A 20,360-nucleotide genomic window follows, 5' to 3' on the forward strand; every position below is an offset into this window, starting at 1 on the left:
TGGCTAGGGCTTCCGGGGCCGTCCCGCGGCGGGCTCTGTCCGCCGTGCGGGGCCCGTCCCCTGACTCGTCCTGCCCCGAAGGATCGCATACCGTCTGGTCGGTCCCTAGACTCGTGCACCGGTCTTCTCCACCTGCTCGACCATGCGGGCCAGCTCCACCCGGGATCGCACGCCGAGTGTCGCGAAGACCTTCCGCAGGTGGTAGTCGACGGTGCGGGTGCTCACCGCGAGGGCCAGCGCCACCTCGCGGTTGGTGGCACCCTCGGCGACGTGCCTCGCGATGCGCAGCTGCTGCGGCGTGAGGCGGGTCAGCGCCCCGGCGCCCGCCCCGGGCGAGGCGGCTCCGAGTGCGCGCAGCTCGCCGCGGGTCTGCTCGGCCCATACGCCGGCGCCGCAGCGCTCGAAGCCCGCCAGGGCGGTGCCGAGCCGGTCGCGGGCCTCGCGCGGCCGGCGCCGCCGGCGCAGCCACTTGCCGTACAGCAGAGCCGTGCGCGCCCGTTCGAAGTCGCCGTCCGCCTCGTCGTGCCGGTCCAGTGCGCGCCGGTAGAGGTCGTCGGCGCGGTCCGGCGGGGCCAGCAGGGCGTGGCAGCGGGCCAGTTGGGCGGCGGCGTGCGGGTCGGCGCCGAAGGCTGCCCAGCCGGCGAAGTCCGTCATGAGCGCACGGGCCTCGTCGTGCCGTCCGGCGAGGACCGCGGCCTCCACGAAGCACGGCACGGCGAGCCGCCACACGGCGAAGTGGCCGCGCCGGGGCCCGGGCAGCACCAGCAGGCCGAGCCGGTCGGCGGCGTCGAACGGACGGCCGCGTCCGAGGTCGGCCCGGGCCACCGCCCACTCCGCCAGGGTGGCCGCCTGGGCCAGCCCGTGCCGCCGCGCGATGGACAGCGCGGCCGTCACATGCCGGGCGACGGCGGCGGGCTGCTCCTCGATCGATCCCGCGAGCGCCAGGACCGCGTGGTGGTGGGCCGCCGTGTTGCGCTGCCCGGCCCGCAGCGCGGTGCGCAGCCCCTCCTCGGCGTGGGCCCGGGCCTGCGCGTGCCGGCCCGCGCGCAGTTCGGCGTAGGCGAGGTACTCCAGCGCCTGCGGCACCAGCGCGTGCGAGCCGACGTGCCGGGCCGCGGCCAGGGCCCGGGCGCCCGCCCGGCGGGCGGCGTCCACGTCCCCCAGCAGCAGGGCGGCCGCCGCCGACCGCAGCAGCCCCTCGGGCCGGTCGTCGCTCCCGGCCCGGTCCACCACCTGCCCGAGGGGCACGGCGGCCCGGTCGAGTCGTCCTTCGAGCAACGCCCGCATGCCGAGGCGGTGGTCGCGCACGGGGTCGGGGCCGAGGGGGCGGGACGCGGGTCCCGGATCGCGGACTGCGGCGGGTCCGTCCGCGGGGCACGGGGTGGCGGGCTCGTCCGGTGGCTCGGCGGTTCCCGGCTGGTCGGCCCGGTCCGGGTCTCCTGCTCCGGGCGGCTCCGTGCCGTCCGGACGGCACTGTTCCGTGCCCAGTGCCGTCAGGCAGGCCGTCAGGTCCCCCGCCGACCAGGCCGCGTCGGCCGCGGCGAGAGCGGCCGACGCGGCCTGGTCGGGGGCGTCCGCGGCGAGCAGGGTCGCGGCCAGCAGGAGGGAGTGGTGGGCGTCGCCGACGGGACCGTCCCGCAGTTCCGTCAGTCCGCGCACCAGCTCGGCCCGCCCCCGTACCGCGGCCGGGCCGCCGCAGTCGCGGGCGGCGGCGAGCAACGGGCGTGCCCGGTCCGGCCGTCCGGCGAGCAGTGCCTGTTCGGCGGCGGCGGTGTACCGCTCCGCCCGTGCCGGGCCGTGCGCCGTCAGCTCCGCGGCGCGGGTGTACGCCAGCGCGCGCTGCCGGTAGGAGACGGTGGCCGTGCTGTCGGCCGCGTGCGCCGCCAGCCGGTCCGCGAGCGTCGGCGCGGACGCGCCTGCGGGCAGGGACCAGGAGCGGTGCAGCAGACCGGGGAGCCGGTGTCCGCCGGCTTCCAGGACGTGCGCGAGGGCCCGGTGCGCGGCACGGCGCCGGTCGGGCGCCGCGGTGGCGTGGACGGCCCGGCCGAGCAGCGGACTGAGGAATCGGAGCCGGCCCTCCGCCAGGGCGAGGTACTCGGGCGGTGGCGCCGGGCACGGCGGCGGCGCGGCGGTCCGCGGGTGCCGTACGGCGGCGAGGACGAGGCCGGCGTCGACGTCCGGGGTGTCCGACGCCCGTACCGCCGCCGCCACCGTCAGCAGGAGGTCCCGCTCTTCGGGCGACGGCGCGCACAGGACGGCCCGTCCCACGACGTCCGCCAGGGTCCCGGCGTCGGCCAGGGGCCGTGGCAGCGGGCGGTGGCCGCGCAGTTCGGCCGGTGACAGGCGCCGGGTCAGGGCGAGCAGCAGGGCCGGGTTCCCCTCCGCCTCGGCCAGCAGGCGCTCGCGTACGGCGGGGTCGGCGGCGCCGTCGGTCACGTCGTCGAGCAGGGCGTCGGCCTGCTGCGGTGTCAGCGGGTCCAGGCGTACGACGGGCAGGTGGGCCAACTCGGGGTCGACGGCACGGTGTCCGGCGACGGAGAGGAGCAGGCCGACCCGGCCTCCGGTGTGTGGATCCTGTGCCGCGCGGCCGAGCAGGGCCCGGGCCGGGGCGTCCCACTGATGCGCGTCGTCGACCCAAACGAGCAGCGGCGCGTCGACGGCTCCCGCCGCCGCCCGTAGCGTGGCGAGCAGTCGCTCCGGCGCGACTGCGGCCCCCGGGACCGTCGTTCGCCGGCCGTCGTGGCCGACGGCCGTGAGTCCGTCCGGTCCGTTCTCCAGGCCCACGACCGGCCCCGCGTCGAAGGAGCGGGCGGCCCAGTGGAGGAGGGTGGTACGGCCGAGACCGGGCTCACCGGTCACGACGAGCCGGCCGCTGTGACCGCGCAGGCGCTCCAGCAGCGCGCCCACCGCACGCCGCCCCGCGTCCCGGCCGTGGATCCGCACGGCCTCACGTACCGTCGTCTCTCCGGTCATTCCCCGGAGGTTACGCGCGCGTAACCTGGGGCGGAAGCCACTGGTCGGCGCCGGCTCGCAGGCCCGTCGGCCGTGTCACCTGCGTTTTCGCCCGGTGCGGGCGGGTGACGGCGTGTGCCGCTGCCCAGTGCGCGGCCCCCGGGACCGTGCACCGGCACAGCGCCGGCGGCGCCCGCGTGTCCGCGACCGCCGCCGGATGGTGCCGGAGAGGTGCCGGGAGCCGTCAGGAGCCGTGCGGGCAGTTGCCCCGGTACTCCTCTATGGTCAGGCTCGGCCGCGGCAGCGGGCACAGGAACTGCTCGTAGCGGGTGTCGTTGTCGATGAACCGCTTGAGCCAGGAAATGCTGTACTTCGCGATCGTCGTGTTCGACGTGTTCGGCGAGAAGTGCGTGGCGTTGTTCAGCTCCAGGTAGGCGCGGTCCGTGGCGGCCGGCAGGCTGGAGTAGAACGGCTCGGAGTGGGAGGCGACCGGTGCGACCGTGTCCCCGTCGGCTCCCACGATCAGCGTCGGTGTGCTGACCTCGGGCCAGGTCTTGTCCAGGTTCCAGGGCGTCAGGGGGATCGCGGCCTGCAGGGACGGACGGGACTTCGCGGCCTCCAGGCTGCCGCCCCCGCCCATCGAGTGGCCCATGACTCCGAGCCGGCTGCTGTCGATCCGGCCGCGGACGGAGCTGCGCTCGGTGAGGTGGTCCAGGGCCGCGAGCAGTTGCCGGCCCCGGGAGTCGGGCTGGTCCAGCGTGGTGTTGGTGTCGATGGTGAACACCACGAAGCCCTGCGAGGCCAGGCGCGGTCCGAGCCAGGCGATGGAGGACTGGTACGCGGTGAAGCCGGGCGAGATGACGACGGCGCCGAAGGTCCCGTCGCTGGTACTCGTGGGGTAGTAGATGGTGCCGCCCCCGAATCCCGTGACGGCGAGCGAGGAGACGCTCGTCTCCGACACGGCGTACGGGCCGCGCAGGGCCTCGATGCCGGCCTCGGTGGGCGCCGGGCCGCGCTCGTAGGGGTTGTCGGCGGCGTGGGCGCCCGGGCCGCTGAGGGTGCCGAGCCCGACGACGGCAACGATGGCCGCCGTCACTCCGGCGAGTCGCCGCCGCATCCCGCCGGACGCCGGGCGGGAGGCCCGGGAGGCGGTGTGGGTGTGGGGGTGCTGGTGCACGACGAGTCGTCCTCTCTGTCGTGGCGAGGGAACCGGCCGGCGGTCGCGCACGGCCCGGGAACGCGTGGGGTCGCGTCCCCGGACATCCGCCGACCGGGTTTCGCCGATGTGCTGGCGGTGCCACTGTCGAGGGGCGGTGCGGTCGGGGGGATCGGCAGAATCACCGGTCTCCCGTGAGGCATGGGGCGAGGGAGGCCGGAAGCGGACCGCGGCGGCTGCCGTGCGGGGTTGCGCCCCCGCCAGGTCCGTGTGACACCCTCGGCCTCGACCGGCCACCGTGCACGGTGGTCACCGTGAGGACCGGCACCGTGGAGAGGCGGCGGCATGCGCATCGGACTGCTCGGCACCGGCCCCTGGGCGGACATGGCGCACGCGCCCGCCCTGCGTCGGCACGAGGGCCTGGACTTCGTGGGCGTGTGGGGGCGACGGCCCGAGGCCGCCTGGGAACTGGCGGACCGTCACGGCACCCGCGCCTACGACGACGTGGACGCCCTGCTGGCCGACGTGGAGGCCGTCGCGGTCGCGCTCCCTCCCGGCGTGCAGGCCGAACTGGCGGTGCGGGCGGCGCGAGCCGGGTGCCATCTGCTGCTGGACAAACCGCTCGCGGCGACGGTGCCGCAGGGCCGTGCGGTGGTCGATGCGGTGCGGGAGGCCGGTGTCTCCTCGGTCGTCTTCCTCACCACCCGGTTCCAGTCCGAGACCGAGGCGTGGATCACCGAACAGGCCTCCTCGGACGGCTGGTTCACGGCCCGGGCCGAGTGGCTCGGCGCGGTGTTCACCGGCGACGGTCCGTTCGCGGACTCGCCGTGGCGGCGCGAGAAGGGCGCTCTGTGGGACGTCGGCCCGCACGCCCTGTCCGTGCTGCTGCCCGTCCTCGGGGACACCCGGCGGGTCGCGGCGGCCGCGCACGGGCCCGGGGACACCGTCCATCTGGTCCTCGACCACACCGGCGGCGCGTCCAGCACGCTCACGCTCAGCCTGACGGCGCCGCCCGCCGCGGCGGGGGCGGCGGTGGAACTGCGGGGCCGGGCCGGTGCGACGCTGCTCCCGGAGACCACGGAGGGACCGGTGCCCGCACTCGTGCGGGCCGCGGACGCCCTCCTCGCCTCCGCCGAGGGCGGGCGACCGCACCCCTGCGACGCCGCGTTCGGCCTGCGGATCACCGAGATCCTCGCCGAGGCCGAGGCCCTGCTGAACGGCGGGACCTGACCCCGGTCAGCCGTCGGACCGCTCCTGCCCGAAGGGTTCGTCGCTCCACCGGAACCAGGCCCGGTCACCCTGGATGTGCAGGAGGAACTCGGCGACCGGGCCGTCGGGCGAGGCCAGCGACACGCGTCCTCGGATCTCGTCGTGGACCGCTTCCCACTCGCTCCAGTGATCCTCGTCGTCCCGCTCCGCGAGGGCGAGCTCACGGGCGAACAGGTCCCGGACGGCACCGAACCCCGGACCGGCGCTGAACCGGCCCGACAACCAGGGGAAGTCGGCGTCGTCGATCAGGATCTCCCCGACCTCCTGGCCGTCGCCGCGCACGCGCCAGATCTCGCCCTCGAACCCCACAAAGCCTCCGCCGCCCGCATGCCGTGATCGCCGTGCCGAACAGCATGCCACCCGGCACCGACACCGGGCCCGAGGACACCCGGCGCACCCGGGGCGGCTCCGCACCGCCGGGCGACGGACCGCGCGCACGGACCGCTGATCTCTCCACCGGGTTGTACAGCAATCAACGGATTGTCAGGGGACGGGAGTTGGGCTTGTATCGGGCGGGTGCCCGGTGGGGGCCGGGCACGGATGAATCAGGGGGGATTCATGCGCGGAAAGCTCAGATCCATGATGATCGCGGTCGTGGCCTCGGCGAGCGCCACGACGCTCCTGGCGCCCGCGGGCGCCCTCGCGTCGCCGTACGAGCAGCGGAAGAAGCCCGAGGCGCTCTCCGTCCAGCGCATCACCCAGGGAGCGAACGGCGCTTCGGGCGACGCCTCGGTCAGCGCGAACGGCCGCTACGTCGTCTTCGGGTCGTTCGCCGACAACCTCGTGCCGGGCGACACCAACGCCGCTCCGGACGTCTTCGTGCACGACCTGCGAAACCGCCGCACCACGAGGATCAGCCTGACCGCGGACGGCGCCCAGGCGCCGTACGGCGGCAGGTCACCGGTGATCAGTGCCGGCGGCCGTTACGTCGTCTTCGAGTCGCGCGACCTCATCGAGGGACAGGAGCGGACCGGGTACTTCCGCCGTGATCTCAAGACCGGCTCGACCGCCTGGGTCGGCGGCGCCGACGACCTGTACCCGGTGCGGGGCACCCTGGTGGGGGCCTCCCTCAGCGCGAACGGACGCTACGTGTCCTTCACCGCGCGGCAGAACAACGGCGGCCGTCCCGCCCACCGCACCGCCGTACGGGACCTCGCCACCGGCGAGCTGACGGTCCTGGAGTCCGGCTGGGCGGCCGAGGCCCACCTCAGCGACGACGGCCGTCGGCTCGTCTACTGGGAGAGCGTCCCCGCACCGGTGCAGAAGCCGCCGTCCAGGGTGTTCCTGGTGGACCTGAGGACCGGTGAGTCGCGGCGGCTGGACGTGGCGGTGGACGGCTCCACCACCACCTCGCTCTCGGGCTCCCCGGCGATCAGCGGCAACGGCCGGGTCGCCGCGTTCGCCTCGTGGGCGACCGACCTGGTGCCCGGCGAGGACCCCAACGGCGCGGGACACGACGTGTTCGTCACCGACCTCCGCGACAGGACCGTCCGGCGCCTCGACGCCCCGGCCCCGCAGGGCCACAGCACGGCCCCGTCGTTGAGCGGCGACGGCCGGTACGTCGTCTTCGGCTTCACGCCGTCCGGCACCACCTGGGGCACCACCCACCTGTACCGGACCGACCTGCGCACCGGACGCACCACTCCGGTCAGCCGGACACCGGAGGGGACTCCCGCCGCTGCGACGACCGGAGAGCGGCCGGTCGACGCCCGCGGCCGCACCGTCGTCTTCTCCTCCACCGACGGCGCCCTGGCGCCGGGCACGCCGAGTCCGGGCGGCGACGTGTACGTCCACACGTCGCGCTGACCGAGCACACACCGACCGCTCTCCGAAGGGGGAACCGCATTCATGCGAAGCAGACTCGGAGCCGCGACCGCGGTCGTGGCCGCCGCGTGCGTCGCGGCGCTGCTGACGCCCGCAGGAGCACAGGCCGCACCGCAGGGCGCGCATCACGAGCAGCACGGGAAGAAGAAGCCGAAGGCCGCGCACACCGTCCGGCTCACCCAGGACGCCGACGGGAAGTCGGACGCGCCGTCACTCAGCGCCGACGGCCGCTACGCCGTGTTCACCTCGTGGGCCTCCAACCTGGTCCCCGGCGACACCAACGGCGCCCCGGACGTCTTCGTGCGGGACCTGAGGACGGGCCGGACCCAGCGCGTCAGCACGGACGCCGCCGGAGGCCAGGCCGGGCTCGGCGCGACCGCGGGGGCGATCAGCGCGAGCGGCCGGTACGCGGTCTTCGTGTCGGCCCAGCCCGACCTGATCCCGGGCGAGGTCCACGACAAGCCGTCGGTCTACTGGCGCGACCTGCGGACCGGGGGACTGAAGTACGTCGGCAACGACCTCGGCCATTACATGACGTGGGCCCTGCACGCGTCCGTCAGCGCCGACGGCCGGTACGTCGCGTTCGCCGTGAGCGAGACCGTTCCCCGGCCCGGCGCGAGGGTCGCCGTGCGCGACATGCGTACCGGGCAGCTGACGCAGCAGTCGTTCAACCTGCACCGGTCCCACACCCCGCTGCTCAGCGACGACGGCAGCGTCCTGGTGTACTCGAGTTTCAGCTACTGGCCGTACGACAATCCGGCTTCCGACGTGGTGGTGGCGGATCCGCTCACCGGGACGTCCCGGTCGCTGCACACCCGGCCGGACGGCACCCGGGCCCAGGGCAGGGCGTCCCAGGCCGGCATCAGCGGCAACGGCCGCTACGCCTCCTTCACCTCGACCGCCGCCGACCTCGGTCCCGAGGACACCAACGGCACCGGTTCCAACGTCTTCGTCCGCGACCTGCGCACCGACGCCCTGCGCATCGTCGAGGCACCCGATCCCGCTCTCTCGACCGCCGACGGGGCGCTGAACGGCAACGGCCGCTACCTGCTCTTCCGGGCGTTCACGGCCGGGTCGTCGGATCCGGGCACCTGGTACCTGCGCGACCTGCACAGCGGCCGCACCCGGGTGGCGATCGCCGACACGGCCGGCACGCCGGTGCAGGCGACCACCGGAAACCGGCCGCTCGACGCCCGGGGACGGACGGTGGCCTTCGCCTCGGCGGCCGACGACGTGGCCCCGGGCCCGCGCAGCGCGGGAGCGGACGCCTATGTGCGGCGTCCGCGGTAGCGTTGGTTCTTCGACGCCCACCTTCGGGGTGATGACGTATGGGGAAGATCGCCTTGCGGAGCGTCGGTGCCGCGGCAGCGACTCTCTGCTTCCTCACGGGGAGCGCCTGGGGCGCCACGGCGAGTGAGTTCACCACTCGGCCGCAGCGCTCCCAGGTGGTGGCGCTCCCGCAGGTCCTCACGTGCTACGCCACCGTGAGTGAGCCCGACAGAGTGGTGTGCTATCGGGTTTCGTACAGGCATCTGCACCAGAACGGGCAGATCGAGTTCGTCCCCTTCCTGATCCAGGTGCCCACGCCTGCGAATCCGCCGCCCGTGACGGTCGTCGGCAGCCTGCCGGAGACCTGACTCACCGCTGTCCGGCCGTGCGGGGACGGAAGTTGACGCGTTCCCGCACGACCGGATAGCCGGCCTTGGCGAAATGGGCGGCCATGGGGTGGTTCCCGCGGTCCGTGGCGGCGGCGACGAACTCCGCGCCCCGGTCGGCCAGGAAGTGGGTGCACTCGGCCAGGAGGTCGTAGGCATAGCCGTGCCCGCGCTGCTCCGGCAGGACGCCGATGAAACCGACGCACGGGCCGGAGGGGTTGTGCGCCGGGATGTGGATGCCCACCGGCTCGCCCCGCGGGGTGTACGCCACCTGCCACCACTCCCGCGGCGACGGACACCACCGGAAGAAGTCCAGCTCCTCCTGCGCGGCCCGGTCGAGCCCGCCCTGCCGAACGGCCATCAGCGCGTGGGCGTCCAGGGTGACGGAGTGGATGCGGCGCAGCGCGTCGAAGAAGACCGCGTCGTCCGGCTCGGGACGGAAGTCGAGCCGTCCCGGGCGCTGCGGCAGTCCGCACTCCGGCGTCCACCGGTACAGGAAGCGTTCGACCAGGAGTTCGTAGCCGGCCGCCCGCGCGGCGGCGAAACGTGCCCGCGCGGCGGAGCGCAGGGCGGGGTCCTCGCGCCAGGCGGCGGGCAGGTTCAGTTCGAGGTCGACCTGCCGGGGAGCGGTCCGCAGCAGCTCCGCGCCCGCTTCCTCCTCGCCCTCGGCCACGTCGAACCAGTTGACGACGAGGGGTTCGGCGTCGTCGGGGCCGCCCCACCAGGCGCCGCGGGCGACGACGGTGCCGTCGCGCAGGGCCACCCGCTTCCAGTCGGGGCGGTGCCGGGTCTGCCGGTGCGCCTCACGGGCGCCCAGTGGGTCGGGCAGGGTGTCGAAGAGATGGGCGTCGCTCGCGTCGAGCGCGCGGATGACCGGATCGGTCACGGATTCCTCCGGGATGCGTGGTGCGTGGAGCGCTCCCGGTGGGTTCACGGACGGCACGCCGGGACGACGGGGAGGGAGCGCGGGGGTGGTGTGTACTGCACGGCTCTGCCCTCCTTCCCTCGGTCTCGGGTGGCGTGGCGTCACACGGTACGGGGCCGCCCGCGAGTCCCGCCACCGCTTTTCCGTCGCGGAGCACCGCGGCGGGACGTCCTTAATGGGGCCTTAAACGGCGGTTAAGCGTTCACGCGCAACGCCCTGGCGCCCGAGCCGCACCAGCGCGAACGCGTTCGAGACCTGCCGCACCGGTTGGCCGAGGCACCCCCGCTGCGTACCATCAGCCCACGATCTGAGAGCGCTCTCAGTCTGTCATGTCCTGCTCAAAAATCGTCGGAGGCCCCCACATGACTCCTCGTCACCAGCGTTCACTCGCCCGCCGCAAGCTGCTCGTCGCTCTCGGCGGGGCGGTCGTGGCCGCCCCCGCCGTCGCCGCCGTGGCGCCCCACGCCCTGGCCGGCACCACCCCGGACGCCGAGGCGGCCCCGGCCGCCGGGTCCCTGCCGCTGACGATCGTCAACAGCACCGGCTCCTTCGGCAACGCCGACGTCCACGTCTACATCGTGGGCAACCAGGACGGCCGGCAGGTACGGGTCACCCCCGACGGCACCCTGGCACCGGTCGCCCTGTCGGACAACGGCCCCGACGGCTACACCGACTACGCCATAGGCCTCGCCGGCAGCGGGGAGACCCGGCTGTCCCTGCCCCACATGTCCGGCCGGATCTACGTGGCGCTCGGCGAGAAGCTGAGGTTCAAGGTGGTCACGGACGGCGCCGGCAACCCCGCGCTGCAGTACCCGGCGGGCTGGGTGACGTCCGATCCCAGCCATGGCGTGCTGCACGACTGTGCCGAGTTCACGTACAACGCCGCCGGCATGTTCTGCAACACCACCATGGTCGACATGTTCAGCGTGCCGCTGAGCATCCGGCTGACCGGGGCGAAGGACCAGACGACGGGCACGGTGCGCGCGGGAGGCCGGGCCGCCGCCTTCGCGGCGGTGCGGCAGGTCGAGGAGTTCGCGCCGCTGGTCGTGGACGACACCCGTGTGATCGCCCCGGGGCACGGCCTGGACGCCGGCCTGTTCCCCGAGGACTACCTCGCCCCGTACATCGACGAGGTCTGGAGCGCCTACACCGGCAAGGACCTCAGGATCACCACGAACGCCGGCACCTTCACCGGCCGGGTGCGCGGCGACCGGCTGACGTTCGACGGGCCCGCCCAGGTGTCCTTCGCCAGGCCGTCCACCCGGGACGTGCTGTTCTGCGACGGCGCGCTCGCGGCACCCAACGACGGCACGACCGGTCCCGTCGCCGCGGTCCTCGGGGCCGGCTTCAACCGCTCCACCCTGCTCTCCTTCGCCGACCAGCCGACGACCGACGCCGCGGCCTTCTACCGCACCGGCCTGACCAACCACTACGCCAAGGCCATGCACGCGGCCACCGAGGACGGCAGGGCGTACGGTTTCGCCTTCGACGACGTGGCCGACTTCGCCTCCTACATCCAGGACACCGCTCCCACCGGGATCCGGCTGACGCTCACCGCGTTCTGAGCCGTACGGGCCCGGCTCGGCGTGCGTGGGGTGGGGCGACGTAGGAGCGTGGTGATGTGGGAAAGCCGTCCGCCGTGGCGCCGGGCCGGGCCGAGGACCGGCGGGGATGGCTGCGCGGGGCGCCGCCACCCCGCTGGGTGCGCGTGCTTCCGCTCGCCCTCGTCGTCGCCATCTGCGCCGCGGCACTCCTCAGCCGCGACCCGCTGGACATCGGCTTCCTGCTGGGCGCCATCCCTCCGCTGGCCGTCCTGTCGTACGGGCCGCTGGCGACCGCGCTGCTCGGCGGCACCGTGGTCGCCCTGCTGACCGTCCCGAACCTGCAGCTCAACCGGCCGGGCGACACCGACCTGCTCACCGTCGCCTTCGTCGCCGTGCTCAGCGTGTTCGTGTCCTTCGTGCGCAGCCGCCGCGACGCCCAGCTGACCCTGGAGCGCACGGTCGCCGAGGCCGCGCAGCACGCCGTCGTGCCCCCGCTGCCCGAGCGGGTCGGACCGGTGCGCTGTACGGGGCTGTACCGGGCGGCGCAGCACGGGACGCTCGTCGGGGGCGACTTCTTCGACGTGCGCGGCGGGCCCCACGGCGTGCGGGCCGTGATGGGCGATGTGCAGGGGCACGGCCTGTCGGCGGTGGCGACGGTCGCGTCCCTGCTCGGGGCGTTCCGGGAGGCGGTGCTCGACCAGCCCCACCTGGCGGCGGTGGCCGCCCGCCTCGACCGCAGACTGCTGGTGGACTCGGCGGGCGCCAGGCACGCCGAGCTGTTCGCCACGGCCACGCTGCTGGAGTTCTCCGTGGACGCCCGGCAGGTGCGCGTCGTCGTCTGCGGCAGTCCGCCGCCCGTCCTGCTGCGGGGAGCGACGGCGACGGAGCTGGAGATCGCGCCGTGGACGCCGCTCGGGCTCGGTCTGCAGGACGCGGGCTCCATCAGGTCCTGCACGGTGTCCCTGCACGCCGGTGACCGGCTCTTCCTCGCCTCCGACGGCGTGGTCGAGGCGAGGGACGACGGCGGCGCGTTCTTCCCGCTGGCCGACCGGCTGAGCGCGCTGGCCGACGAGGACCCCGCCGTGCTTCCCGAGCGGGTCTGGGCGGAGCTCGTACGGTTCTGCCCGGACGTGCAGGACGACGTCACGATGCTCGTGCTCACACCGTCCCCGCCGGCTGACCGGTGAGGTGGCGTGCGTGCACCTCCTCGGCGTTCCGGGGCTCCGGGGAACGTCCCACAGTCCCCTGCGGCCCGTCGGGCCACGAACGGCTCAGAAGTGGCACAGCGGGCATCGGGCGGGGACGTTACGGTGATACAGGGAGATTCGGGACCGATGTCAGCACCGGGACCGAACCCGTGAATCGGACCCGAGGAGCTTGAGATCATGTCGACGTCACAGCCCGGCGCTTCCCGGCCGTCCGAGGTCCGCGCGGCCGACGACCGCGCCACCCCGGACAATCTGCTCCACACCCGCAACGGCACCGACGTGTCGCCGGAGGACATCGTCCTGGCCGCCGGCAGGGACCTCACCGAGCGCAACCTGGAATGGGCCAAGCGCAAGCTGGCCGACGAGGGCCCCGCGGCCCTCGACAAGCTGCTGCCCTGACACGGGGAGGGCCCCCGGCCCCGGACGGTCCGTCCGGGGCCGGGGGCCCTCCCGCTGCTTCGGCTACCGCTCGTCCGGCAGTGCCGTGTCGTCCTCCACGACGTGCACGGCGGCCTCCTCGGCGCCGGCCGCGCCCGCGTCGATGCCCACGTCCTCGGCGACGCTCTCCTTGGTCGTGTCCGTGCGCACGCCCTCGTCCGGGGCCACCAGACGGCCGGACCGCTCCGTGCCGGCCTCGGGGTCGACCGGTTCGCCCGTGCCCCCGGGGAGGTCGCCCACGCCGTCCCCGGCGGGCTCGGAGGTGTCGGGGACCTCCTGGGCCAGCCGTTCGTCGAGGGTCTCGCCGTCGTGCTGCTCGGCGGCCGTCGTGCCGTGCTTGGTCACTCCGAGGGGCTTCTCCGGCGGGGAGTAGCCCTCGTCGAGCGTGTCGTCGTAGGTCCGCTCGTCGACGGCGTCCTGGAGGTCGAGGGGCGCGGCGTCCTCCTGCTCCTCGTTGGTTCCGGTGGGCTGGTAGGCGTCGTCGGCCATCGGGTCCGTGCCCATCGCTGCCTCCCTCTCGCGGTGCGTCGCCTGGTTCACGTGCGTGATTCGCGTTTCCCGAAACGCGATCTCTAACCTCGCCGGCTCCGCCCGCCCGGGCCTCCGGCCCCGCGGTGGCCTCCGCGCGGGCCCGTCACACCTCGGCGGCCGGGCCGTCCGGCCGCGTTCGCCGCTGCCGGACCATCTCGCGGCTCAGCTCCTCCGTCTCGTCCTCCGGCAGCCGCTCGAAGCCCTCCTCGGTGACGACCGACACGACGGGGTAGATCCGCCGCCCGATGTCCGGGCCGCCGGTCGCCGAGTCCTCGTCCGCCGCGTCGTACAGGGCCTGCAGCGCGGCCAGGGCGGCCTCGCGCCGGACCAGGTCCCTGCGGAACAGCTTCTTCAGCGCACCGCGGGCGTACGGGGAGCCGGAGCCCTCGGCGTGGAAGTCGGCCTTCTCGTAGCGGCCGCCGGCGGCGTCGAAGCCGAAGACGCGGCCGCGGCCGCCGCCCGGTGCCGTGAGGTCGTAGCCGGCGAGGAGCGGGACGACGGCGAGGCCCTGCATGGCCTGGCCGAGGTTCTGCCGGACCATCCCGGCCAGCCGGTTGGCCTTCGCGCCGAGGGTCATGGGGGCGCCCTCGATCTTCTCGAAGTGGGCCAGCTCGACCTGGTACAGCTTCACCATGTCGAGCGCGAGGCCGACGGTGCCCGCGAAGGCGACCGCGGTGTGGTCGTCGGCGGGGTGCACCTTCTCCAGGTCGCGCTGTGCGATGAGGTTGCCCATGGTGGCCCTGCGGTCGCCGGCGATCAGCACGCCGTCGCGGTAGGTGAGGGCGAGCACCGTGGTGCCGTGCGGTGTCCGGCCGGGTGCCGCGCGCACGCCGTCCGGGAGGACCCGTCGAGTGACCAGCAGCTCCGGGCGGTGTGCCGCCAGGAACTCGGTGAACGAGGACGTGCCGGGGGTGAAGAACTCCTCCCCCAGCCGGCCGTCCGTCTCCCTGCCCGCCATACCGTGCCCCCTCGTGTCCGCGCCCCGCGCCGGTACCGACACCCGAGTTCCTACCTGACGCGCGCGGGCGGGAAACGCCCCGGGCACCGTCGTCCGGCCCGCGGGGTCAGGCCGGAGGGGCGACGCGGACGCTCAGGTCGCCGATGCGGTGGAGATCCCAGGAACGGGCGTAGGCCGGCGGGGCGCCGCCCGGGCCGGTGATGGCGGCGACGGGGATCCGCCGGGCGGTGCGCACGATCTCCGCCACGGTGGTGTTCTCGTTGTTGCCGCTGGTCGCGCCGGAGGAGCAACCGGTGTAGTAGCCGATCGGGATCGCCTCGTGCCCGGTCAGCAGGCAGGGCGGGCGGACGCCGAGCCGGTGGAGTTCGTCCGCGGTGCGGGCCCAGTCGCGGCGGGTGTCGGTGTTGCGGTCCACCGTGTACACGAGGACGACGAGCTGCACCGCCAGATGCCCCGCCAGTCCGAGCGCGACCAGGGTGGCGGCCACCGGGCGCCACCGGCCGCCCGGCGCTCCGACCAGGTGCCACAGCGCGTCGGCGACCGGGATCGCGAGCAGGGCGTAGGCGGGCTGCAGGAAGCGGGGGGCCGCGTATCCGATCATGAAGAGGTAGGGCAGGGCGGCCGTCGTGGCGCAGGCCAGGGGAATCAGCGTGCGGGCGGTGCGCCGGGCCCGGACGGCGACGACCAGGGCGAGCACGGCGAGCAGCGGGAGGACGAACCACCACAGGGTGATGACCGGGTGCGGCATCGACCCGGTGCACGGCCGGCACAGCGCGCGTCCGCCGAGGCTGCGCAACTGGTCGTCGACGGCGAAGTGCCAGCCCAGGTCGCCCTGGATGCGGGACGCCTCGTGCAGCCGCTGCCCGAGGCCGCCGTAGCCGGTGTACGCCTCGATCACCCACTCGGCTCCCCCGGCCGCCAGACCGCCCACGAGGGCGAGCAGGAGCCGCCAGTGGCGGCGTACCAGGACGAGGACCAGCAGGGGCACGGCCACCCAGACCGCGTCGGTGGGCCGCATCCACGCCATGAGCGCGGCACCGGCCACGACACCCCACAGCGCCGCCCGGCCGGAGGCTGCCGCTGCCTCCCGGACGCGCACGAGGCAGCCGACGCAGATCAGGGCGCCGATCGCGACCCAGTAGTTGGGCATGGCCTGCGGACCGTAGAACAGGGTCACCCAGAGGGTCGCGAAGAACACGCCCCCGGTGGCCAGCACCCGGGCCGGGAACAGTCCGCGCCAGGCGCGCAGGGCCAGGAAGAGGCCCAGGCCGGACAGCAGGGCGAGGTAGACGCGCAGCAGTTCGGTGGACGACGACCAGGACGCGACGGGCGCCACCAGCAGGGAGACGCCGCGGGAGCGCGGCGCGCTGAAGAAGGCGGCCGGGGTGTGGGAGGTGACCTGGCTGACGTACACGGTCTCGTCCCAGCCGAGGCCCATGCCGGGGCGCACGAGCAGCAGTTGGGCGAGGACGAAGACACCGGCCACCGCGGCGAACAGGCGGTCGGCGCGGCCGGGCCGGGCAGTGCCGGACGCCGTCGTCGGTTCGCGTCGTCCCCCGCCGAGGACGGTGGCGTTGGCGCCGTCGGCCATCGTCCGCCCCTCACTTCCGCTCGTCGTGCCCTCGCCCGCTGTTCACCTCCTGCCGCCGCGGACGGGAGCCCGGGAAAACATGGTCAAACTAACCCGCGGGCCTCGGATGCGCAGGGTGGAATACGGCCAGTCGCCTGACGCCGCCCCCTTCATGCCTCGGTCCCCGGGCTTCCATGGGCGTTCGGGCGGCGGTGCGGGGGCTGTTCGGGCGTCGGACGCCGCTTCGGAGCGGGGATGGCGCGGGTGACGGGGCCGTCCCCGTTCACGGCCACCTCCGTCCCGTGGTGACCGATCGTCAGCGGTGGTCCGGTCAGCAGCGTGTACGTCGCCTTGCCCGCCTCGATCTCCACGCGCAGGCACCGGCCGCGGAACTGGAGCCGGAAGGCCAGGCGGCTGAACTTCTCCGGCAGGCGCGGGGCGAACCGGACGGTGTCGCCGTGGCGGCGGGTGCCGCCGAACCCGGCGACCAGCGCCATCCAGGTACCGGCCAGGGAGGCGATGTGCAGTCCGTCGCGGGTGTTGTGCTCCAGGTCGGCCAGGTCCATCAGCGCGGCCTCCGCGACGTAGTCGTACGCCAGGCGCAGATGGCCCGTCTGGGCGGCGATCACGGCCTGGCAGCACGCGGACAGCGAGGAGTCCCGGACCGTCAGCGGCTCGTAGTAGGCGAAGTTGCGGGCGATCTGCTCCTCGTCGCAGGTGGCGTCGAAGTAGCTGCCGCACGTGTACATCGCGAGGACGAGGTCGGCCTGCTTGACCACCTGCTTGCGGTAGAGGTCGAAGTAGGGGAAGTGCAGCATCAGGGGGTACTGGTCCGCACGGGTCCCGGCGAAGTCCCAGCGCTGGTAGCGGGTGGATCCCGCGTTCTGCTCGTGGACGCCGACCTCGGCGTTGTACGGGACGTGCACCGCCTCGGCGGCGTCCCGCCAGTTGGCGCTCTCCTCGTCGTCGACGCCGAGGAGGGCCGCCTCGTCCGGGTGGCGTTCGCAGACGTCGGCCGCCGCGAGGAGGTTCGCCCGGGCCATGAGGTTCGTGTACGTGTTGTCGTCGGCGACGGCGCTGTACTCGTCCGGGCCGGTGACGCCGTCGATGTGGAAGACGCCGTGGTGGTCGTGGTGACCGAGGGACCGCCACAGGCGGGCCGTCTCCACCAGCAGTTCCAGGCCGGTGTCGCGTTCGAAGTCCGTGTCGCCCGTGGCCGCCACGTAGCGCACCGCGGCATGGGCGATGTCGGCGTTGACGTGGAAGGCGGCAGTGCCGGCCGGCCAGTAGGCGGACCCTTCCGAGCCCTCGACCGTCCGCCAGGGGAACGCGGCGCCGCGCAGGCCGAGCTGGGCCGCGCGGTCCCGGGCGGCGGGCAGGGTGTCCTGGCGCCAGCGCAGCGCCTCGGCGACGGCCCTGGGCTCCGTGTAGGTCAGCACGGGCAGCACGAACATCTCCGTGTCCCAGAACGCGTGCCCGTCGTAACCGGAGCCGGTCAGTCCCTTGGCCGGGATCGCCCGCCGCTCGGCGCGCGCGCCGGCCTGCAGAACATGGAACAGGCCGAAGCGGACGGCCTGCTGGATCTCCTCGTCGCCGTGCACCTCGACGTCGGCCCGGGCCCAGAAGTCGTCCAGGTAGGCCCGCTGGTCGGCGAGGAGGCCGTCCCAGCCGCTGTGGGCCGCCGCCGCGAGCGCGGCCTCGACCTGGTCGCTCATCGCGGGCCGGGAGCGGGTGCCGGACCATCCGTGGGCGACCGTCTTGTGGACCCGCAGCCGCTGCCCGGGTTCCAGTACGGAGGTGATGGTCAGCCGGGCCACGTCGGCGCTGCTCTCGCTGCTGGTCGTGGTCTGCTCGGGGCCGTCGACGACGTGGTCGGCGGCCACGGCGACGCGCAGGCCGCTGGCGCGGGTGCGGTGGACCAGGCGCAGCCGGGAACCGAGGGCGTGCTGCTCCTCCGGCTCCAGCGGGGACTTCAGCGCCTTGGCCGCCCGCGGGTCGCCGTCGGGTTCCGGCAGGCTCTCGTTGGCGACGAGCTCGGACTGGATGACCACCCGGGTCCGGGCGTCGACGGGCTCGACCTCGTACTCGACGGCGGCGATGGCCCGCTGGGTCAGGGAGACCAGCCGGGTGGAGCGCACCCGCACCGTCGAGCCGGCCGGGGAGGTCCACTCGCAGCTGCGTTCCAGCACCCCGCGGCGCAGGTCGAGGGTGCGCTCGTGCTTGCGGAGCCGCCCGTAGCGCAGGTCGAACGGCTCGTCGTCGACGAGCAGCCGCAGCAGTTTGCCGTTGGTGACGTTGATGACCGTCCGGCCCGACTCGGGATAGCCGTAGCCGGCTTCGGCGTACGGCAGCGGGTGCGTCTCGTAGACGCCGTTGAGGTAGGTGCCGGGCAGGCCGTGCGGTTCGCCCTCGTCGAGGTTGCCGCGCCAGCCGACGTGCCCGTTGGACAGGGCGAAGACGGACTCGCTCTGTGCCAGCAGGTCGAGGTTGAGCGCGGTCTCGCGCACGGACCAGGGTTCGACGGTGTACGTCCGGTTCGTGATCACGCCCGGCCTCCCAGTTCGGCGAGGTCCTTGACCACGCGGTCGGCGCCGTGGGCGTACAGGGCGTCGCTCTGGCCGACGCGGTCGACGCCGACCACGAAGCCGAAGTGTCCCGAACGGCCGGCGTCCATGCCGGCGAGCGCGTCCTCGAAGACGGCGGCGCGGGACGGTTCGACGCCGAGGTCGCGGGCGGCGGCGAGGAAGGTGTCGGGGCGCGGCTTGCCCGGCAGGTTCCGTTCGCGGGCCACCACGCCGTCGATCCGCACGTCGAACAGGTGCTCGGCGTCGATGGACCTCAGCACGTCCCGGGTGTTGGCGCTGGAGGAGACGATCGCGGTGGCGAGGCCCTCGGCGCGGACCGCGTCGATGTAGCGCAGCGTGCCCTCGTAGGCGTCCACGCCCTGGGTGCGGATCTTCTCCAGCAGCAGTTCGTTCTTCCGGTTGCCGAGGCCGTTGACCGTCGGGGCGTCGGGCGGGTCGTCGGGACTGCCCTCGGGCAGGTCGATGCCCCGGGAGGCCAGGAAGGACCGCACGCCGTCCGCGCGGGGGCGGCCGTCCACGTACTCGTCGTAGTCGGAGTCGGTGAAGGGGCGGAAGCCCTCGCCCTCGCGTTCGCGCAGGAACGCGTCGAACGTCTCCTTCCAGGCGGCGGCGTGCACGACCGCCGTCCGGGTGACGACCCCGTCGAGGTCGAAGAGGCAGGCCCGGATGTCTTCGGGAAGTCCCAGCTGCGTCGTCATACCCGACACAGTTCCCCGCCGGGACGCCTCCCATCGGGTGGTCCGTGCCACGAAATGATCGAACGCGCCGACCTCTCCTCCGGGAGGGACTCCCCGGAGGGCGCGGCTCACGGGGTGACACACTCTGCCGTGTGCCGCTGACTTTCGACGACCTCCTCGCCCGGGCCCGTTCCCTTCCGCAGGGCGGCCGGCGCGCGATCCTCGGCATCGCCGGCAGTCCGGGGGCGGGCAAGTCGACGCTCGCCGGGCGACTGGTGCGGGAACTGAACGGGGAGGGCGAGCCGTGGGTCGCGCACGTGCCCATGGACGGCTTCCACCTCGCCGACGCCGAACTGGACCGCCTCGGGCGCCGGGACCGCAAGGGCGCGCCCGACACGTTCGACGCGGCCGGGTACGCGGCCCTGCTGCGGCGGCTGCGGGAGGAGGGCCGCGACGACGTGGTGTACGCGCCCGGGTTCGAGCGGGTGCTGGAGCAGCCGATCGCCGGGGCCGTCCCGGTGCCGCCGACGGCCCGGCTGGTCGTGACCGAGGGGAACTACCTGCTGCTGGACCATGGTGCCTGGGCGCGGGTCGGGCCGCAGCTCGACGAGGCGTGGTTCTGCGAGCTGCAGGAGCGGGAACGGGTCCGCCGACTGGTGGCCCGGCACGAGGAGTTCGGCAAGTCCCACGAGGACGCGGTGGCGTGGGTGCTCGGCACGGACCAGCGCAACGCCGATCTCGTGGCGGCGACCAGGAACCGCGCCGACCTCGTGGTGCCGGCGACGGCGCTGCCGCCCGCGGCCCCGTGCACAGGAGAAACCCGGGCGACCGGCGTGACAGGCGGCGCCTAGCCTCGCCCGGACGCCCGCGGCGCCTCCACCGGGCCGCGGATGGTCCGGAGCCTTCCGGCACCCGCACGGCGCCCGGTCATCCGCTCGCCCGACCAGAGACCCGCGCCGACCTCGTCATGCCTGCGGCCCCCGGCGCGCAAGAAACCCGGGCGACCGGCATGACAGGCGGCGCCTAGCCTCGCCCGGACGCCCGCGGCGCCTCCACCGGGCCGCGGAT

The 20,360-nt window shown here is 74.3% G+C and carries 17 protein-coding genes; 8 read left to right on the top strand and 9 right to left on the bottom strand.

All coding sequences use genetic code 11. The annotated features are described in order from the left end of the window. Positions 1 to 105: 105 nt before the first annotated feature. Positions 106 to 2,973: a helix-turn-helix domain-containing protein gene (locus IE260_RS20875; RefSeq protein WP_189874047.1), complete on the bottom strand. Its 2,868-nt coding sequence runs from the start codon at positions 2,971 to 2,973 to the stop codon at positions 106 to 108. Between the two features lie 223 nt (positions 2,974 to 3,196). Continuing rightward, entirely contained in the window at positions 3,197 to 4,129 is a 933-nt protein-coding gene (gene bdeA / locus IE260_RS20880; protein ID WP_189874048.1) for a bis(hydroxyethyl) terephthalate hydrolase, read from the bottom strand. Positions 4,130 to 4,453: 324 nt separating this feature from the next. On the opposite strand from bdeA, the gene IE260_RS20885 reads away from it, so the two are divergent. Next, complete coding sequence (locus tag IE260_RS20885; RefSeq protein WP_189874051.1) at positions 4,454 to 5,338, top strand: Gfo/Idh/MocA family protein; 885 nt, start codon at positions 4,454 to 4,456, stop codon at positions 5,336 to 5,338. Positions 5,339 to 5,344: 6 nt separating this feature from the next. Here IE260_RS20885 and IE260_RS20890 read toward each other — a convergent pair whose 3' ends face one another. Beyond that, positions 5,345 to 5,686: a hypothetical protein gene (locus tag IE260_RS20890; RefSeq protein WP_189874053.1), complete on the bottom strand. Its 342-nt coding sequence runs from the start codon at positions 5,684 to 5,686 to the stop codon at positions 5,345 to 5,347. Between the two features lie 270 nt (positions 5,687 to 5,956). Between IE260_RS20890 and IE260_RS20895 the strand changes: the two genes are divergently transcribed. Genes IE260_RS20895 through IE260_RS20905 form a run of 3 tightly spaced genes read left to right on the top strand, consistent with a single transcriptional unit; the run spans position 5,957 to position 8,838 of the window. Beyond that, positions 5,957 to 7,183 carry a TolB family protein gene (locus IE260_RS20895; protein WP_189874056.1) on the top strand — a complete coding sequence of 409 codons (1,227 nt, stop codon included), beginning with the start codon at positions 5,957 to 5,959 and terminating at the stop codon, positions 7,181 to 7,183. Positions 7,184 to 7,225: 42 nt separating this feature from the next. Beyond that, positions 7,226 to 8,491, top strand: a complete 1,266-nt coding sequence (locus IE260_RS20900; RefSeq protein WP_189874058.1) for a TolB-like translocation protein — start codon at positions 7,226 to 7,228, stop codon at positions 8,489 to 8,491. A gap of 38 nt (positions 8,492 to 8,529) precedes the next feature. Next, positions 8,530 to 8,838, top strand: coding sequence for a hypothetical protein (locus IE260_RS20905; RefSeq protein WP_189874060.1), 309 nt, complete (start codon positions 8,530 to 8,532; stop codon positions 8,836 to 8,838). A 1-nt stretch (position 8,839) separates the two neighbouring features. On the opposite strand, the gene IE260_RS20910 is transcribed toward IE260_RS20905, so the two are convergent. Next, positions 8,840 to 9,742: a GNAT family N-acetyltransferase gene (locus tag IE260_RS20910; RefSeq protein ID WP_189874062.1), complete on the bottom strand. Its 903-nt coding sequence runs from the start codon at positions 9,740 to 9,742 to the stop codon at positions 8,840 to 8,842. A gap of 401 nt (positions 9,743 to 10,143) precedes the next feature. Here IE260_RS20910 and IE260_RS20915 point away from each other — a divergent pair, with 401 nt between their 5' ends. From IE260_RS20915 to IE260_RS20925, 3 genes are all read left to right on the top strand, one after another. Further along, positions 10,144 to 11,346, top strand: a complete 1,203-nt coding sequence (locus tag IE260_RS20915) for a glycoside hydrolase family 64 protein (protein ID WP_189874064.1) — start codon at positions 10,144 to 10,146, stop codon at positions 11,344 to 11,346. Positions 11,347 to 11,402: 56 nt separating this feature from the next. Next, a complete protein-coding gene (locus IE260_RS20920; RefSeq protein WP_189874066.1) occupies positions 11,403 to 12,512 on the top strand; it encodes a PP2C family protein-serine/threonine phosphatase in 1,110 nt (369 codons plus the stop codon). A gap of 198 nt (positions 12,513 to 12,710) precedes the next feature. Further along, positions 12,711 to 12,932: a hypothetical protein gene (locus IE260_RS20925; protein ID WP_189874068.1), complete on the top strand. Its 222-nt coding sequence runs from the start codon at positions 12,711 to 12,713 to the stop codon at positions 12,930 to 12,932. Between the two features lie 63 nt (positions 12,933 to 12,995). On the opposite strand, the gene IE260_RS20930 is transcribed toward IE260_RS20925, so the two are convergent. The 5 genes from IE260_RS20930 to IE260_RS20950 form a co-directional block, all read right to left on the bottom strand. Next, on the bottom strand, positions 12,996 to 13,475 hold the full coding sequence (locus IE260_RS20930) for a DUF5709 domain-containing protein (RefSeq protein WP_189874070.1): 480 nt from the start codon (positions 13,473 to 13,475) through the stop codon (positions 12,996 to 12,998). 130 nt (positions 13,476 to 13,605) lie between these two features. Continuing rightward, positions 13,606 to 14,460, bottom strand: coding sequence for a proteasome subunit beta (gene prcB, locus IE260_RS20935; RefSeq protein WP_189874071.1), 855 nt, complete (start codon positions 14,458 to 14,460; stop codon positions 13,606 to 13,608). Between the two features lie 106 nt (positions 14,461 to 14,566). Beyond that, positions 14,567 to 16,051 carry a hypothetical protein gene (locus tag IE260_RS20940; RefSeq protein WP_189874073.1) on the bottom strand — a complete coding sequence of 495 codons (1,485 nt, stop codon included), beginning with the start codon at positions 16,049 to 16,051 and terminating at the stop codon, positions 14,567 to 14,569. A gap of 149 nt (positions 16,052 to 16,200) precedes the next feature. Next, positions 16,201 to 18,576, bottom strand: a complete 2,376-nt coding sequence (locus IE260_RS20945; protein ID WP_189874076.1) for a glycoside hydrolase family 65 protein — start codon at positions 18,574 to 18,576, stop codon at positions 16,201 to 16,203. After that, the gene (locus IE260_RS20950) at positions 18,573 to 19,313 is read right to left on the bottom strand and encodes a beta-phosphoglucomutase family hydrolase (protein ID WP_189874078.1); all 741 of its coding nucleotides are present in this window, start codon (positions 19,311 to 19,313) and stop codon (positions 18,573 to 18,575) included. Before IE260_RS20950 ends, IE260_RS20945 begins: the two co-directional genes overlap by 4 nt. 131 nt (positions 19,314 to 19,444) lie before the next feature. Between IE260_RS20950 and IE260_RS20955 the strand changes: the two genes are divergently transcribed. After that, positions 19,445 to 20,143: a nucleoside/nucleotide kinase family protein gene (locus IE260_RS20955; protein ID WP_189874080.1), complete on the top strand. Its 699-nt coding sequence runs from the start codon at positions 19,445 to 19,447 to the stop codon at positions 20,141 to 20,143. The last annotated feature ends 217 nt before the right edge of the window (positions 20,144 to 20,360 follow it).

This window comes from Streptomyces viridiviolaceus (assembly GCF_014650995.1).
Lineage (GTDB): Bacteria > Actinomycetota > Actinomycetes > Streptomycetales > Streptomycetaceae > Streptomyces > Streptomyces viridiviolaceus.

Coding starts and splice junctions, on each gene's coding strand:
- IE260_RS20875 (WP_189874047.1), bottom strand. CDS start 2,973: ATGACCGGAGAGACGACGGTACGTGAGGCCGTGCGGATCCACGGCCGG.
- IE260_RS20885 (WP_189874051.1), top strand. CDS start 4,454: ATGCGCATCGGACTGCTCGGCACCGGCCCCTGGGCGGACATGGCGCAC.
- IE260_RS20895 (WP_189874056.1), top strand. CDS start 5,957: ATGATGATCGCGGTCGTGGCCTCGGCGAGCGCCACGACGCTCCTGGCG.
- IE260_RS20900 (WP_189874058.1), top strand. CDS start 7,226: ATGCGAAGCAGACTCGGAGCCGCGACCGCGGTCGTGGCCGCCGCGTGC.
- IE260_RS20905 (WP_189874060.1), top strand. CDS start 8,530: ATGGGGAAGATCGCCTTGCGGAGCGTCGGTGCCGCGGCAGCGACTCTC.
- IE260_RS20915 (WP_189874064.1), top strand. CDS start 10,144: ATGACTCCTCGTCACCAGCGTTCACTCGCCCGCCGCAAGCTGCTCGTC.
- IE260_RS20925 (WP_189874068.1), top strand. CDS start 12,711: ATGTCGACGTCACAGCCCGGCGCTTCCCGGCCGTCCGAGGTCCGCGCG.
- IE260_RS20930 (WP_189874070.1), bottom strand. CDS start 13,475: ATGGGCACGGACCCGATGGCCGACGACGCCTACCAGCCCACCGGAACC.
- prcB (WP_189874071.1), bottom strand. CDS start 14,460: ATGGCGGGCAGGGAGACGGACGGCCGGCTGGGGGAGGAGTTCTTCACC.
- IE260_RS20940 (WP_189874073.1), bottom strand. CDS start 16,051: ATGGCCGACGGCGCCAACGCCACCGTCCTCGGCGGGGGACGACGCGAA.
- IE260_RS20950 (WP_189874078.1), bottom strand. CDS start 19,313: ATGACGACGCAGCTGGGACTTCCCGAAGACATCCGGGCCTGCCTCTTC.